The sequence below is a fragment of the Streptomyces sp. NBC_01478 genome (assembly GCF_036227225.1).
In the GTDB taxonomy this organism is placed as follows: Bacteria; Actinomycetota; Actinomycetes; order Streptomycetales; family Streptomycetaceae; genus Streptomyces.
Genome location: NZ_CP109444.1, coordinates 10,377,036 through 10,389,604, shown reverse-complemented (window position 1 = coordinate 10,389,604; position 12,569 = coordinate 10,377,036). Strand labels below are relative to the sequence as shown.

At 71.1% G+C, this 12,569-nt stretch carries 12 protein-coding genes; 4 read left to right on the top strand and 8 right to left on the bottom strand.

The window, feature by feature from the left end:
• Positions 1 to 188 precede the first annotated feature (188 nt).
• The 3 genes from OG223_RS46270 (at position 189) to OG223_RS46260 (ending at position 2,204) form a co-directional block, all read left to right on the top strand.
• The gene (locus tag OG223_RS46270) at positions 189 to 734 is read left to right on the top strand and encodes a sigma-70 family RNA polymerase sigma factor (protein WP_329262799.1); all 546 of its coding nucleotides are present in this window, start codon (positions 189 to 191) and stop codon (positions 732 to 734) included.
• Positions 735 to 890: 156 nt separating this feature from the next.
• Complete coding sequence (locus OG223_RS46265) at positions 891 to 1,412, top strand: hypothetical protein (RefSeq protein ID WP_329262797.1); 522 nt, start codon at positions 891 to 893, stop codon at positions 1,410 to 1,412.
• A gap of 141 nt (positions 1,413 to 1,553) precedes the next feature.
• The gene (locus OG223_RS46260; RefSeq protein ID WP_329262795.1) at positions 1,554 to 2,204 is read left to right on the top strand and encodes a zf-HC2 domain-containing protein; all 651 of its coding nucleotides are present in this window, start codon (positions 1,554 to 1,556) and stop codon (positions 2,202 to 2,204) included.
• Between the two features lie 122 nt (positions 2,205 to 2,326).
• Here the strand turns inward: OG223_RS46260 and OG223_RS46255 are convergent, their stop codons facing one another.
• The 3 genes from OG223_RS46255 to OG223_RS46245 all read right to left on the bottom strand — a co-directional run bounded on the left by OG223_RS46255 (position 2,327) and on the right by OG223_RS46245 (position 6,773).
• On the bottom strand, positions 2,327 to 3,190 hold the full coding sequence (locus tag OG223_RS46255) for an Fpg/Nei family DNA glycosylase (protein ID WP_329262794.1): 864 nt from the start codon (positions 3,188 to 3,190) through the stop codon (positions 2,327 to 2,329).
• Between the two features lie 31 nt (positions 3,191 to 3,221).
• Positions 3,222 to 5,357: a SpoIIE family protein phosphatase gene (locus OG223_RS46250; RefSeq protein ID WP_329262792.1), complete on the bottom strand. Its 2,136-nt coding sequence runs from the start codon at positions 5,355 to 5,357 to the stop codon at positions 3,222 to 3,224.
• Positions 5,358 to 5,471: 114 nt separating this feature from the next.
• Positions 5,472 to 6,773, bottom strand: coding sequence for a DUF6777 domain-containing protein (locus OG223_RS46245; RefSeq protein WP_329262789.1), 1,302 nt, complete (start codon positions 6,771 to 6,773; stop codon positions 5,472 to 5,474).
• Positions 6,774 to 6,908: 135 nt separating this feature from the next.
• Between OG223_RS46245 and OG223_RS46240 the strand changes: the two genes are divergently transcribed.
• The gene (locus OG223_RS46240; protein ID WP_329262788.1) at positions 6,909 to 8,330 is read left to right on the top strand and encodes a lipase maturation factor family protein; all 1,422 of its coding nucleotides are present in this window, start codon (positions 6,909 to 6,911) and stop codon (positions 8,328 to 8,330) included.
• Here the strand turns inward: OG223_RS46240 and OG223_RS46235 are convergent.
• The 5 genes from OG223_RS46235 to OG223_RS46215 are packed head-to-tail and all read right to left on the bottom strand — an operon-like array spanning position 8,318 to position 12,563.
• On the bottom strand, positions 8,318 to 9,157 hold the full coding sequence (locus OG223_RS46235; RefSeq protein WP_329262785.1) for an amidohydrolase family protein: 840 nt from the start codon (positions 9,155 to 9,157) through the stop codon (positions 8,318 to 8,320). The genes OG223_RS46240 and OG223_RS46235 overlap by 13 nt on opposite strands.
• Positions 9,154 to 9,468 carry an L-rhamnose mutarotase gene (locus OG223_RS46230; protein WP_329262783.1) on the bottom strand — a complete coding sequence of 105 codons (315 nt, stop codon included), beginning with the start codon at positions 9,466 to 9,468 and terminating at the stop codon, positions 9,154 to 9,156. Before OG223_RS46230 ends, OG223_RS46235 begins: the two co-directional genes overlap by 4 nt.
• Positions 9,469 to 9,484: 16 nt before the next feature.
• Positions 9,485 to 10,474, bottom strand: a complete 990-nt coding sequence (locus OG223_RS46225) for an aldo/keto reductase (protein ID WP_329262782.1) — start codon at positions 10,472 to 10,474, stop codon at positions 9,485 to 9,487.
• Positions 10,471 to 11,226 carry an SDR family NAD(P)-dependent oxidoreductase gene (locus OG223_RS46220; protein WP_329262780.1) on the bottom strand — a complete coding sequence of 252 codons (756 nt, stop codon included), beginning with the start codon at positions 11,224 to 11,226 and terminating at the stop codon, positions 10,471 to 10,473. Before OG223_RS46220 ends, OG223_RS46225 begins: the two co-directional genes overlap by 4 nt.
• Positions 11,223 to 12,563 (bottom strand): L-fuconate dehydratase, encoded by a 1,341-nt coding sequence (locus OG223_RS46215; RefSeq protein WP_329262778.1) that lies wholly within the window; start codon positions 12,561 to 12,563, stop codon positions 11,223 to 11,225. The genes OG223_RS46220 and OG223_RS46215 overlap by 4 nt, the downstream gene beginning before the upstream one ends.
• Positions 12,564 to 12,569: the final 6 nt, after the last annotated feature.

The following is a 12,569-nucleotide window of genomic DNA, read 5'->3' as shown; positions in this document are numbered from 1 at the left end:
ATAGGTATGAACTTCACCGCCCCCGCAAACGACTTCCGGCCTCCGATGACCCGTCCGGTGTGCGCGTGCGGCGGATCGCCGGGTGACCCGGACCGTTCGTCGCACCGTTCGTCGACGCGATCGACCGTCCGCCGCACCCCCCTGTGCGCGCCCTGTCCCCGGGCCGCACGCTGCGATGCCATACGGCCATGACGGCCGGACCCACGCTCAGAGACGGAACGACCGCCGAGCACGAGCTCGCCGCACTGCAGCGCGAGCACGGCAGGCCGCTCTTCGCGCTGCTGCTCCGGCTCTGCGACGGCGACCGCCAGCGCGCCGAGGACCTCGTCCAGGAGACCCTGGTCCGCGCGTGGCAGCACCCCGAGGCGCTGCGCGCCGACGACTTCGAGTCCGTACGGCCCTGGCTGCTGACGGTGGGCCGGCGGCTCGCCATCGACGCGCGCCGGGCCCGGCAGGCGCGACCGCCCGAGGTCGGGGACGCGGTGCTGGAGAACGCACGCGTCTGTGCCGATCACGCGGAACGGTCGGCGGCGACGCTCGATGTGCGGGAGGCTGTGAAGACACTCACTCCGGAGCACCGTGAAGTCCTGGTGCTCGTGTATTTCCACGGGGCGAGTGTGGCGGAGGCCGCGGCGGCACTCGGGATTCCGCCCGGTACGGTGAAGTCCCGCGCGTACTACGCGCTGCGCGCCCTGCGCCGGGTGCTTCCGGGTTATGCCGCCGACCTGCGGTGAAACCAATTGATTGGTCAAACCTCCGTAAAGCGCCTTGCTCGGGACCCTGGTTGAGTAATCGGCTGTCCTCATCCGTGTTCCGGACTGGGGGGCTCGGGGTTCCTGACGGAGCCTCGGGCCGGGCGACGCGCACGCACCGGAGGAAGGCAGGAAGGGATGCTGCACAGAGGTCAAGAGAGCACGGACGGCACCGGTGGCGGTGAACTCACCGTCCCCATGGCCTGGTTGTACGCCGAGTACATCGCCGACGAGTTGCTGCGGACCGGCGACCTGATGCCGCCGACGTCCTTCGAGTTCCGTGCGGGACGGGACGCGCTGGCGCTGACCATCTTCCTCTCCGACACGGACGGCGAGTTGTCCGGTATCCGGGTGGTCACTCAACTGGAGACCTGGCTTTCGCTCACGGCGTACGACCAGCCGTGGCAGGACTGGGTCGCGGAACGTATGTCCAAGTTGACGGCCGAGGCCGCCGAATCCGGCGCCGACGCACCGGATCTGGTGCTCGCGGAGGCCGCCTGGCGCTGGCTGGAGGAGACCGAGCTGCTCGCGCCGGACCTGGACGCGGTGCCGGGCCCCGGAGGCGGTCCGGTGACCGGTGAGGACGACGGACCCCAGGTCTGGACGCCCGCCTGGCAGCTCGGTCTGCCGCTCGGCCATCTCGCCATCCATCTTTTTTGAAACGGGGACCAATCCATGGGCCCACCCGCTCCGAACTGTTGGTTGCGATTCTGTGTGTGCCTTGAGTGATTCGGCTGGCTGGTGCGTACCGATGGGAGCAAGGAGTAACCCCACCCGCACCTAACGGCACGAGGATTCGGCATGAGGTCCCTGGAAAGGCATCGCGACGTCGGCGCGTACGCGCTAGGCGTGCTGGACGAGGCGGACGCCTTCCGCTTCGAGGATCACCTCATGGAGTGCACCAGTTGCGCGGCTCATGTGACCGAATTCGGTCCCGCCTCACGGCAGTTGATGCTGTACCGGCGTGCGACGCCGCGCTCTGTGCACCCCATGGCACAACCCGGTCCCCGGTTGCTGGACCGGTTGCTCGGCGAGGTCGCCTCGCGACAGCGGGCCGGACGGCGGCGGTTTCTGTACGCCGTGGCCGCCTCGGTGGTGTTCGCCGTGGGCGGGCCCGCGGTGGCGACCCTCGCCGCGCACGGCGACGGTGCCGTACAACTCACGGCGACCGACGCGAAGTCGGGCGTGTGGGCGCAGATCACGGCCGCGAACGAGAACTACGGCAGTGATGTGTCCCTGAAGATCAAGGACGGTGCGGGCCCCCGGTCCTGCCGTCTGGTGGTCGTGGGCCGCGACGGTTCCGAGCAGACCGTGACCAGTTGGAACGTACCCGAGCACGACGCGACGATGATCACGATGCAGGGTGGCGCGGCGATGCACCCCGCCGAGATCGATCACTACGACGTGCGGACGGCCGACGGACAGCAGTTGGTGCGGCTCACCTCGCACTGAAGTCCGGGCCCACGATGGCCGGTTGACGCAGGGACCACGCGGAGGGGGTCCCTGGGTCGGCGGTCATGAGGACGACCCGCGACGGAACGGACGTTCCCTGGTGGCTGCTTGGGCAGTGACGACTACTTGAGCAGTTTCGACATCCGCCGGTCCGCGAGCGGCTTGCCGCCCGTCTGGCAGGTAGGGCAGTACTGGAGTGAGGAGTCGCTGAAGGAGACCTCGCGGATGGTGTCGCCGCAGACCGGGCAGGGTTGCCCGGTGCGGCCGTGCACGCGCAGGCCGCTCTTCTTCTCCGCCTTCAGGCGGCCGGCGGCCACGCCCCGGGAGCGGTCGACTGCCTCGGTGAGGGTGGCGCGCAGGGCCTCGTAGAGCGTGCGGGTCTCGGCCGGGGTCAGCGACGAGGCGAGCTTGAACGGGGACATCTTCGCCGCGTGCAGGATCTCGTCGCTGTACGCGTTGCCCACCCCGGCGATCAGGGTCTGGTCGCGCAGGGCGCCCTTGAGCCGGCGTCGTTCGTCCTTCAGCAGCTCGGCGAAGCGCGGCTCGTCGAAGTCGTCGGCCAGGGGGTCGGGGCCCAGGCGGGCGACGCCCGGGACCGACTGCGGGTCGGCCACGACGTACACCGCCAGGCGCTTCTGCGTACCCGCCTCCGTCAGGTCGAAGCCCTCGCCGGTCTCCAGGGCCACGCGGAGTGCGAGCGGGCCCTTGCCGGGGCGGGGCGGGCCGTCCGGGAGACGGTCCTTCCAGTGCAGCCAGCCCGCGCGGGCGAGGTGGGTCACGAAGTGCGGGCCGCCGTCCGTCTCGACGTCCAGGAACTTGCCGTACCGGTGCACGGCCACCACCTCGTGGCCCTCCAGCGCGGTGGGCGGAGGGTCGTACGTCTTCAGGACGCTGATGGCAACGGGCAGCACCCGGACGATCTCGTGGCCGACGAGGTGTTCGGTCAGGAAGTCCTTCAGCGCTTCGACCTCGGGAAGTTCCGGCATGGGTCCAGGGTGCCATCAGCGGCCCGCGGGGTCAGGTCGGGCCGGGCCACGGATGTTCCGGTCCGGTCGGGTAGGACCGTGTCTGTTCCGGTCCGGTCCCTTCCGGGGTCAGGAATTCGCACCAGACGCACTTGCCGCTGCCGCGCGCCTCCACACCCCACACGTCCGTGAGCATGTCGACCAGGAGCAGACCCCGGCCCGAGACACCGTCCTCGCCCGCCTCGCGGCGCCGCGGGAGGGCGCTGGAGGAGTCCTCGACCTCGACGCGCAGCCGGCGTTCCGTGCCGTTGAGGACTCTGAGGGTGACGATCGCGGAGCCCTCGGTGTGCATCAGCGCGTTGGTGATCAGCTCGTCGGCGACCAGCTCGACCTCGTCGGAGCGCTCACCGGCGCCCCACGCGCGGACCGCGGCCCGGATCATGTGCCGTGCCTCGGTGAGGGCCTCGGAGTCGCCGGGCGCCACATGCTGCTGGAGCCGGCCGCCGGACCGCGGTGCGTCCTGGCCGCGCCGGCGCAGCAGGAGCAGCGCCACGTCGTCCTCGCCGCCGCGTTCCTCGGCCACGTCGATGAGCAGATCGGCGAGGTCGCGTACGTCGTCGGGGCCGGAGGCGATGAGCGCGGCGAGGGTCTGCATGCCCTCGTCGAGGTCGGCCCCGGGCTGTTCGACCAGGCCGTCGGTGCACAGCAACAGGGTCTGCCCGGGGTCGAGTTCGACGGTCGAGACGGGGTATTCGAGCCGCCCGAACTCCGCGGACAGCCCGAGCGGCAGGCCGCCCGCGACGGTCATCCGGCGACAGGTCCCGTCCAACTGCCGTACCAGCGGGTCGATATGACCGGCCCGGACCACCTGCACCACTCCGGTCGACAGGTCGGCCTCGGCGTAGAGGCAGGTGGCGAAGCGGTCGGTGTCGAGTTCGTGGAGGAAGACGGAGGCACGGGCCATCACGGTGGCCGGGGTGTGCCCCTCGGCGGCGTACGCCTTGAGGACGATACGGAGTTGGCCCATGACGGCGGCGGCGTGCGTGTCGTGGCCCTGGACGTCGCCGATGACCGCGCCGACCCGCCCGCCGGGCAGCGGGATCAGGTCGTACCAGTCGCCGCCGATGTCCCGCCCGAGCTTGGCGGACCGGTAGCGGACCGCGACGTCGGCGCCCGGGACGCTGGGGATCGCGCGCGGCAGCATGGCCTGCTGGAGGCCCTGGGCGAGGTCCTTCTCCTGCTCGTAGAACATGGCGCGCTGGAGGCTCTGCGCGATGCTGCTGCCGAGCGCGACGAGCACATTGCGTTCATCGGCCGTGAACCCGCGCCGGTCGTTGTAGAGCAGGCCCATCGCGCCGATCGGCCGGGCCTGGGCGATCAGCGGCAGATAGGCGGCCGCGGTGATGTCGAGGTCGGTGATGTGCGGCCACAGGAGCGGGTACCGCTCGGCGAACTCCTCCGGGGACTCGATGAACGCCGGGGCGAGGGTCCGTACGACCTCCCCCATCGGGTACTGCTCGTCGATTCGGGTGACCTCGGTGCCGGGCACGAAGCTGCCCTCGGGGCCCTCGGCGACCAGGCGGATCCGGCCGGCCTCGACCAGGCCCATGACCAGGCTGGTCGCGCCGAGGTGGACGAGACCGTGGGTGTCCTTGAGGACGTCGATCACGTCCTGGACGGTCCGGGCGTGGGCGAGGGCGGCGGTGGTGAGCTGCACGATGTTGGTCTGCCGGCGCAGCGCCGCGTCCTGGGCGGCCTGCTCACGGCGGGCCGCGCTCTCGGCGAGCTCCCGGGTGGCGTCCCGGACGATGCCGATGATCCGGCGCGGGCGGCCCGTCTCGTCTCGCCGGATGTAGCCCTGGGTGTGGGTCCAGCGCAGGCTGCCGTCGCGCAGCCGCATCCGGAAGTAGGCGCCGTAGTTCTCGCTGCCGTCCTTCATGGCCTGCGAGACGAGACCGTCGAGCCGGTAGCCCTCCGGGGGCGGTACCCGGATCGCGAGCGACTCGGGGTGTCCGTCGTACTCGTCGGGGCGCAGGTCGAAGACCTCGTGGGCCTGGGCGTCCATGTGGAACAGGCCGTTGTCCAGGTCCCAGTCGAAGCTGCCCATGCGGTTGAGCGCCAGGATCGGGTCCGGGTGGGCGGGCCAGTCGTCCGGGAGTGACAGGGCGCTCGCTCCCCGATCAACCATGCGGCCCACCTTGCCAGGATTTACCCGATTATTCGACTTGTCCGAGCGATACGACCCCGTCTCGCCCGAGCGCTACGCCTCGCCCTCTCCGAGTGCTGCGCCCCCGTCGCACGGTCAGCCGTCGAAGACGTCCGTGGGGCTGTCGAAGATGCTGCTGGTGTCGTCGTCGGGGATACGTCCACCGCCGTCGGGCGGGTCGGGGGCCTCCGGGACGCTCGGCGGGCCGATCTCGTCCGGGGAGTCCGTGCCCCGGGACGGCTCCGGCAGGGCCGTCGAGGGCGGCTCGGCGCTCGCGGTGGTACCGCGCGGTGACGGCGTGCGGGTGCCGCCGGGCGGGCTGGCCGTGGCGGTCGCGGCGGGGCACGCCGTGACGCCGGGGGACGCCGCTACGGCCGCCGGGGCGCCGGTCGCGCCCGGGGTGACCGTGACGGTCGGGGTCACGCAGTCCGAGGGCGATGTCTCCGGGGCGGCGCTCGCACTGCTGCTGGGCGCCGGACTCGTGACGTCGGGCGGCGAGATGCCGCCGGACGCGCTCTCGTGCGGTCGCTGCGAAGGGCGGGACGGCGTCCGCGTGGGGTGCGAAGGCCTGGGGACCGGCGTCGGCGTCACATGCGTCGGCGGCGGTACGACATGGTCGTGATGGGGCCCGCGATGGCCGAGGGGCCGTTCGATCCACGTGTTGTCGACGACGTTGATGATCGTGATGTTGGTGATCACCTGCGGCGCCGGGGTCACCACGACCACCTCGGCGGGCCGGAACCCGGACCAGGACCGCCCGCCGTCGCCGGAGGCGCTCCCGCCCGGCACGCCCGCCTTGAGCGGGTTACCGCAGGCACAGCGGACGCGGGGCACGCCCCGGTTGTCGACGAGGACGGCGGTACCGGCCTGGAGGACCGACTGGAATCCGGTCACCCGCGCGTCACGGAACCCGTGGTTGGTGACCTGGGTGTCGGCGCGCAGCACCACCGAGGTCAGCCCGCGCAGATAGCCGGGGATCGCGCCAGGGGAGATCCCCTCGGCCTGCCCGAAGGCGCGGGCCTTGGCCCGGTCGGCGGTGAGATAGGCGATCTGCCGCTCGACGTCGCAACTGCCGGCCCGCGCGGTCCCGCCGTACAGGCCGGGCGTGGCACCGGAGACGGCACGCATACGGCCGGCGGACGGGGAAGTCGAGGGACGGGCGGACGGAGATGCGGTCCGCGCAGGTGTCGACTGCGGCGTTCGGGTGACCCGAGGTGGGGAGCCCGGCGCGGTGGCCGTGGAGTCCGTGAAGGGGTCGGGGCCCTGTGCCCCGACGGGCTGCAGGAACACCTCGCCGCTCGACTTCGTGTCCTCGCCGCTCTCGCCGCCGCAGCCGGCGACGAGGAGCGTCGCCGAGAGCGCGCAGGCCGCGGCGATGGTTCCGGTGGATGTGCGCACCTCGTTCTCCCGCCTCAAGCCGGGTGATTCGCCACTATTGTCTGCTTCACCCACTTGGGTCACGCAACCGGAGGCGTGGATCACGGAGAGTGACGGTCGACCGAGGTGTGACGATGGAGGGAGGAGCGCACGGTCGTGGGATGGTTCACCGCACCCGACTACTGGCTGGGCAGGCTGGTCTTCCAGCGGGCCCTGGCCGGTGTCTATCTGGTCGCGTTCCTCACCGCGGCCCGGCAGTTCCGCGCGCTGATCGGCGAGCACGGCATGCTGCCGGTCCCCCGCTTCCTCGACCGCATGCCGTTCCGGCGGGCCCCGGGCGTCTTCCAATTCCACTACACGGACCGCTTCTTCGCGGTCTGCGCAGGGACGGGCTGCGCGGTGTCGGCGGCACTGGCGGCCGGGCTCGACTCCCAACTGCCGCTCTGGGGTGGGATGCTGCTGTGGCTGGTGCCGTGGGTGCTGTATCTGTCGATCGTCAACGTCGGCCAGACCTGGTACGCGTTCGGCTGGGAGTCGCTGTTGCTGGAGGTCGGCTTCCTGGCCGTCTTCCTGGGCAACGACGAGGTGGCTCCGCCGGTCGTGGTGCTGTTCCTGCTGCGCTGGGTCCTGTTCCGGGTGGAGTTCGGCGCGGGTCTCATCAAGCTGCGCGGTGACGCGTGCTGGCGGAAGCTGACCTGTCTGGACTTCCACCACGAGACACAGCCGATGCCGGGCCCTCTGAGCTGGTTCTTCCATCACCTCCCCCGACCGCTGCACCGGGTCGAGGTCGCCGCCAACCACTTCACCCAACTCGTCGTCCCCGTCCTGCTGTTCACCCCTCAGTCGATCGCGACGGCAGCCGCGTCCCTGATCATCGCCACCCAGTTGTGGCTGGTCCTGTCCGGCAACTTCGCCTGGCTGAACTGGCTCACCATCGCGCTGGCCCTGTCCGCGATCCGGTTCCCGCACACACCGCCGCCGCTGCCCGGCCCACCCGTCTGGTACGAGGCCGTGGTCCTCACGGTCGCCGCCCTGCTGCTGTGGCTCAGCCGGAACCCGGTCCGCAACATGGTCTCCCGCCGGCAGATCATGAACCGCTCGTTCGATCCGCTCCATCTGGTCAACAGCTACGGCGCGTTCGGCACCGTCAACCGTATCCGCCACGAAGTGGTGATCGAGGGCACGACGGACGCCGTACCCCGCGAGGACTCCGACTGGCGGGAGTACGAGTTCAAGGGCAAGCCGGGCGATCCACGGCGCTGGCCACGCCAGTTCGCGCCGTACCACCTGCGACTGGACTGGATGCTGTGGTTCGCGGCGCTCTCCCCCGGCTACGCCGATCCGTGGTTCGGCGCCCTGGTGGAACGCCTCCTGGCCAACGACCGGGACACGCTACGGCTGTTGCGCCACTCGCCGTTCCCGCCCGACGCGCCCCCGCGCTACGTCCGGGCCCGTCTCTTCCGCTACCGGTGCACGTCCTGGCGGGAGTTGCGGGAGACGGGCGCGTGCTGGGAGCGGACGTTCGTACGGGAGTATCTGCCGCCGACGCGGTTGGCGACCGCGGTTCAGAGACCGTAGACGCGGGTGGCCGTGCCCCCGAACACCTCCGCGCGCTCGGCCGTGCCGAGACCGTCCGTCAACTCACCTGTCGCTTCCGCGACTTGGCCGTACGTCGCCGCCAGGGTGCACACCGGCCAGTCCGAGCCGAACATCAGCCGACTCGGGCCGAAGGCGTCGAGTGCGGTGTCCGCGTAGCCGCGCAGGTCCTCCGTGCCCCAGGTCTTCCAGTCGGCCTCCGTCACCAGGCCCGACAGTTTGCAGTACGTGTTGGGGAGTGCGGCGAGGCCGCTGAGCGAGGTCGCCCAGGGCTCCAACTGTCCCGAGACGACAGGCGGCTTGCCCAAGTGATCGAGGACGAAGGCGAGTTGGGGCAGCGAGGCGGCCACCTCCACGGCGGCCGGGAACTGGTGGGGCAGGACCAGCAGGTCGTAGACGAGACCCGCGTCGGCCACGGCGGTGAGGCCTCGGCGTACGTCCGGGCGCAGCAGCCAGTTCGGGTCGGGCTCGCCCTGTACCTGGTGGCGGATGCCCTTCAGGTAGTGGCCGCCGGGGAGTTCGCGCAGGCGGGCCAGTTCGTCGGTGATGTCCGGGCTCGTGAGGTCGGTCCAGCCGACGACTCCGGCGATCAGGTCGTGCGCGTCGGCGAGGGCGAGGAACTCCGGGGTCTCCTCGGCGACGGTGATCGTCTGGACGAGGACGGTCCGGTCGACGCCGGCCGCCCGGGCCTCGGGTTCGAGGTCGGCGACGGTGAAGTCCCGGCGCAGGGGCTGGAGTTCGGGCCCGGTGATCCAGTCCTGGTCGCGGACGGAGAGGTCCCATACGTGGTGGTGGGCGTCGACGGTCATGGCAGCTCCCATACGACGGGCAGGCCGGCGTCAGTACCCTTGCCGGAGTAGTCGTGCACCACGGTGAGGAGCTGCGCCATGCGGGCCTGCCAGGCCACGTTCACCGGGAGCTGGTCCAACTCGGCCAGCAGGCGGGCGTAGTCGTCGCAGTCCAGGACGTGGAAGAGGTCGGTGCCGCTGCGCCAGATCGTCCAGGAGGTGGCGCCGGCGGCGCGGATCGCGGCGGTGAGTTCCTTGGGGACGTCGAGGTGGGCGTTCTCGTACTCGGTGACGCGGTCGGCGCGGACCTTGGTGTGCAGGGCGACTCTCATGACGACTCCTCCGCTCTCATGACGGCTCCTCCGCGGGCACCGGGGCATCGAGGGACAGCAGGCCCGTCTCGCGCAGCTCCTGCCAGAACGCGGCGGGCACCACGGCGGCGAACTGCTCGGCGCAGTCCCGCACTTCGGCCGCCGACCGGGCACCGACCAGGACGCTCGCCACGGCGGGGTGGGCGGCGCAGAACGCGAGGGCGGCGGCGCGCAGCGTGATGCCGTGCCGCTCGGCGACGGCCTTCATTCCCAGGGCGCGGTCCAGCACCTCGGCCGGAGCCTGGGCGTAGTTGTACGTCGCGTCGGGCTTCGGGTCCGCCAGCAGACCGGAGTTGAAGGCCCCGCCGACGACGACCGACCTGCCGCGGGCCACGGCTGCCGGGAGGAGGTCGCTCAGCGCACTCTGGTCGAGCAGGGTGTAGCGGCCCGCGCACAACACCACGTCCACGTCGGTGTCCTGGACGAAGCGGGTGAGCATCTCGGCCTGGTTCATGCCCGCGCCGATCGCCCCGACGACGCCCTCCGCGCGGAGCTTCTCCAGGGCGGGATAGCCCTCGCGGAAGGCCTCTTCGGCGTGGTCGTCGGGGTCGTGGAGGTAGACGATGTCGACGCGGTCGAGGCCGAGCCGTTCCAGGCTCGCGTCCAGGGTGCGGCGTATCCCGTCGGCGCTGAAGTCCCAGACGCGGCGCTGTGCGGCGGGCACGGCGAACCCGTTGGCGAGGTCGTCACCGGTCACCCTCTCGACGGGTTCCAGCCGCCGTCCGACCTTGGTGGAGATCGCGTACGACGACCGCGGGTGCTCGCGCAGAGCCGCACCCAGGCGGCGCTCGGACAGACCGAGGCCGTAGTGCGGCGCGGTGTCGAAGTAGCGAATGCCTTGCTGCCAGGCCGTGTTGACGGCCTGATACGCCTGGTCGTCGCTCACCTCGGTGTACAGGTTGGCTATCGCGGCCCCGCCGAAACCCAGCCCGCCGACCTCGACCCCGCTCGCGCCGAGGGTGCTCACTGGCCCACCGGCCTCAGCCGCAGGCCCTGCATGCCGCCGTCCACGGCGAGCGCGGTGCCGGTGGTGGCGCCGGACAGCGGGCTCGCCAAGTAGGCGATGGCGCCGGCGACTTCGGCCGCCGAGACGAGGCGGCCGGAGGGCTGGCGGGCGGCCAGGGCGGCGCGTTCGGCGGCCGGGTCGGCGGCGGAGTCGAGCAGCCGGCCGACCCAAGGGGTGTCCGCCGTACCGGGGTTGACGCAGTTCACGCGGACGCCCTCGCGGACGTGGTCGGCGGCCATGGCGAGGGTGAGGGAGTACACGGCGCCCTTGGTGGCGCTGTACAGGGCGCGTTGGGGAAGACCGGCCGTGGCGGCGATGGAGCAGGTGTTGACGATCGCCGCGTGGGACGACGCGCGCAGATGCGGGAGGGCGGCCCGGGCGACCCGGACCATGCCGATCACATTGACGTTCAGGACGCGGAGCCACTCCTCGTCGTCGTTGTCCTCGACGGTGCCCTGGGCGCCGATGCCCGCGTTGTTGACCACCACGTCGAGTCCGCCGAGGTCGGCGAACGCCGAGGCCACGGCCTGTCGTACGGAGGCGTCGTCGGTGACGTCGGCGCGGTAGCCGAGCAGCGGCTTCTCGACGCTGCTCGGGTCCAGGTCGAGGACGGCGACCGACGCGCCGCGTTCGGCGAGGAGTTCGGCGGTGGCCCGGCCGATGCCGGAGGCGCCGCCGGTGACCAGGGCCTTGAGGCCCTCGAAGTCGGTCATGCCGCGTGTCCCTTCTGGTGGTCGAGGTCGGCGGCCCAGAAGGTGCCGTCGGGGAACGTGTAACGCGCGATGGACTCGGGACGCATGGTGGCCGAGAACCCTGGTGTGGTGGGTGCCATGTAGTGACCTTCGCGGATCACCACCGGATCGAGGAAGTGGTCGTGCAGATGATCGACGTACTCGATGACGCGGTCGTCGGTCGTCCCGGAGACGGCGAGGTAGTCGAACATCGAGAGATGCTGGACGAGTTCGCACAGTCCGACCCCGCCCGCGTGCGGGCAGACGGGGACACCGAACTTGGCGGCGAGCAGCAGGATCGCGAGGTTCTCGTTGACGCCGCCGACGCGGGCCGCGTCTATCTGGAGGACGTCGAGGGCGCCGGCCTGGAGCAACTGCTTGAACACGATGCGGTTCTGGACGTGTTCGCCGGTGGCGACCTTGACCGGCGCGACCGCCGCGCGGATGGTGGCGTGACCCAACACGTCGTCGGGGCTGGTGGGTTCCTCGATCCAGTACGGGTCGAACTCGGCGAGCGCCTTGGTCCAGCGGATCGCCTCGGCCACGTCCCAGCGCTGGTTGGCGTCGATAGCCATCCGGATGTCGGGCCCGACCACCGAACGGGCCACCCTGCAACGGCGGATGTCGTCGTCGAGGTCGGCGCCGACCTTCAGCTTGATCTGCCGGAAGCCGTCGGCGACGGCCTGCACCGCGAGCCGGGTGAGCTTCTCGTCGTCGTAGCCGAGCCAGCCGGGGGAGGTGGTGTAGGCGGGGAAGCCGCGCTCCAAAAGGATGTTCCTACGGTCTTCCGCGCCCGCCCTGCCACGGCGCAGGATGTCGAGGGCCTCGTCCGGGGTGAGAGCGTCGGTGATGTACCTGAAGTCGATCTGGCTGACGAGCCATTCGGGGTCGGCGTCGGCGAGCAACTGCCAGAGCGGTTTGCCGGCGCGCTTGGCGGTGAGGTCCCAGGCCGCGTTGATGACGGCGCCGATCGCCATGTGCATCACGCCCTTCTCGGGCCCCAGCCAGCGGAGTTGGCTGTCGCCGATCAGCTCGCGGTTCAACGACCCCGGATCCGCGCACAGTTCGTCGACCGGCCGGCCGATCACATGGTGGCGCAGCGCGTCGATCGCGGCGACCTGGACATCGTTGCCCCGCCCGATGGTGAAGGAGAACCCGTGCCCCTCGTACCCGTCGGCCGCGTCGGTGCGCAGCACGACGTACGCGGCCGAGTAGTCGGGGTCCGGGTTCATCGCGTCGGAGCCGTCGAGCTCGCGCGAGGTGGGGAAACGGATGTCGTAGGTGTCGACCGCGGTGATGCGGGCGGGGGTCGGGGACACGGAAGG

Coding starts and splice junctions, on each gene's coding strand:
- OG223_RS46270 (WP_329262799.1), top strand. CDS start 189: ATGACGGCCGGACCCACGCTCAGAGACGGAACGACCGCCGAGCACGAG.
- OG223_RS46265 (WP_329262797.1), top strand. CDS start 891: ATGCTGCACAGAGGTCAAGAGAGCACGGACGGCACCGGTGGCGGTGAA.
- OG223_RS46260 (WP_329262795.1), top strand. CDS start 1,554: ATGAGGTCCCTGGAAAGGCATCGCGACGTCGGCGCGTACGCGCTAGGC.
- OG223_RS46255 (WP_329262794.1), bottom strand. CDS start 3,190: ATGCCGGAACTTCCCGAGGTCGAAGCGCTGAAGGACTTCCTGACCGAA.
- OG223_RS46250 (WP_329262792.1), bottom strand. CDS start 5,357: ATGGTTGATCGGGGAGCGAGCGCCCTGTCACTCCCGGACGACTGGCCC.
- OG223_RS46235 (WP_329262785.1), bottom strand. CDS start 9,157: ATGACCGTCGACGCCCACCACCACGTATGGGACCTCTCCGTCCGCGAC.
- OG223_RS46230 (WP_329262783.1), bottom strand. CDS start 9,468: ATGAGAGTCGCCCTGCACACCAAGGTCCGCGCCGACCGCGTCACCGAG.
- OG223_RS46220 (WP_329262780.1), bottom strand. CDS start 11,226: ATGACCGACTTCGAGGGCCTCAAGGCCCTGGTCACCGGCGGCGCCTCC.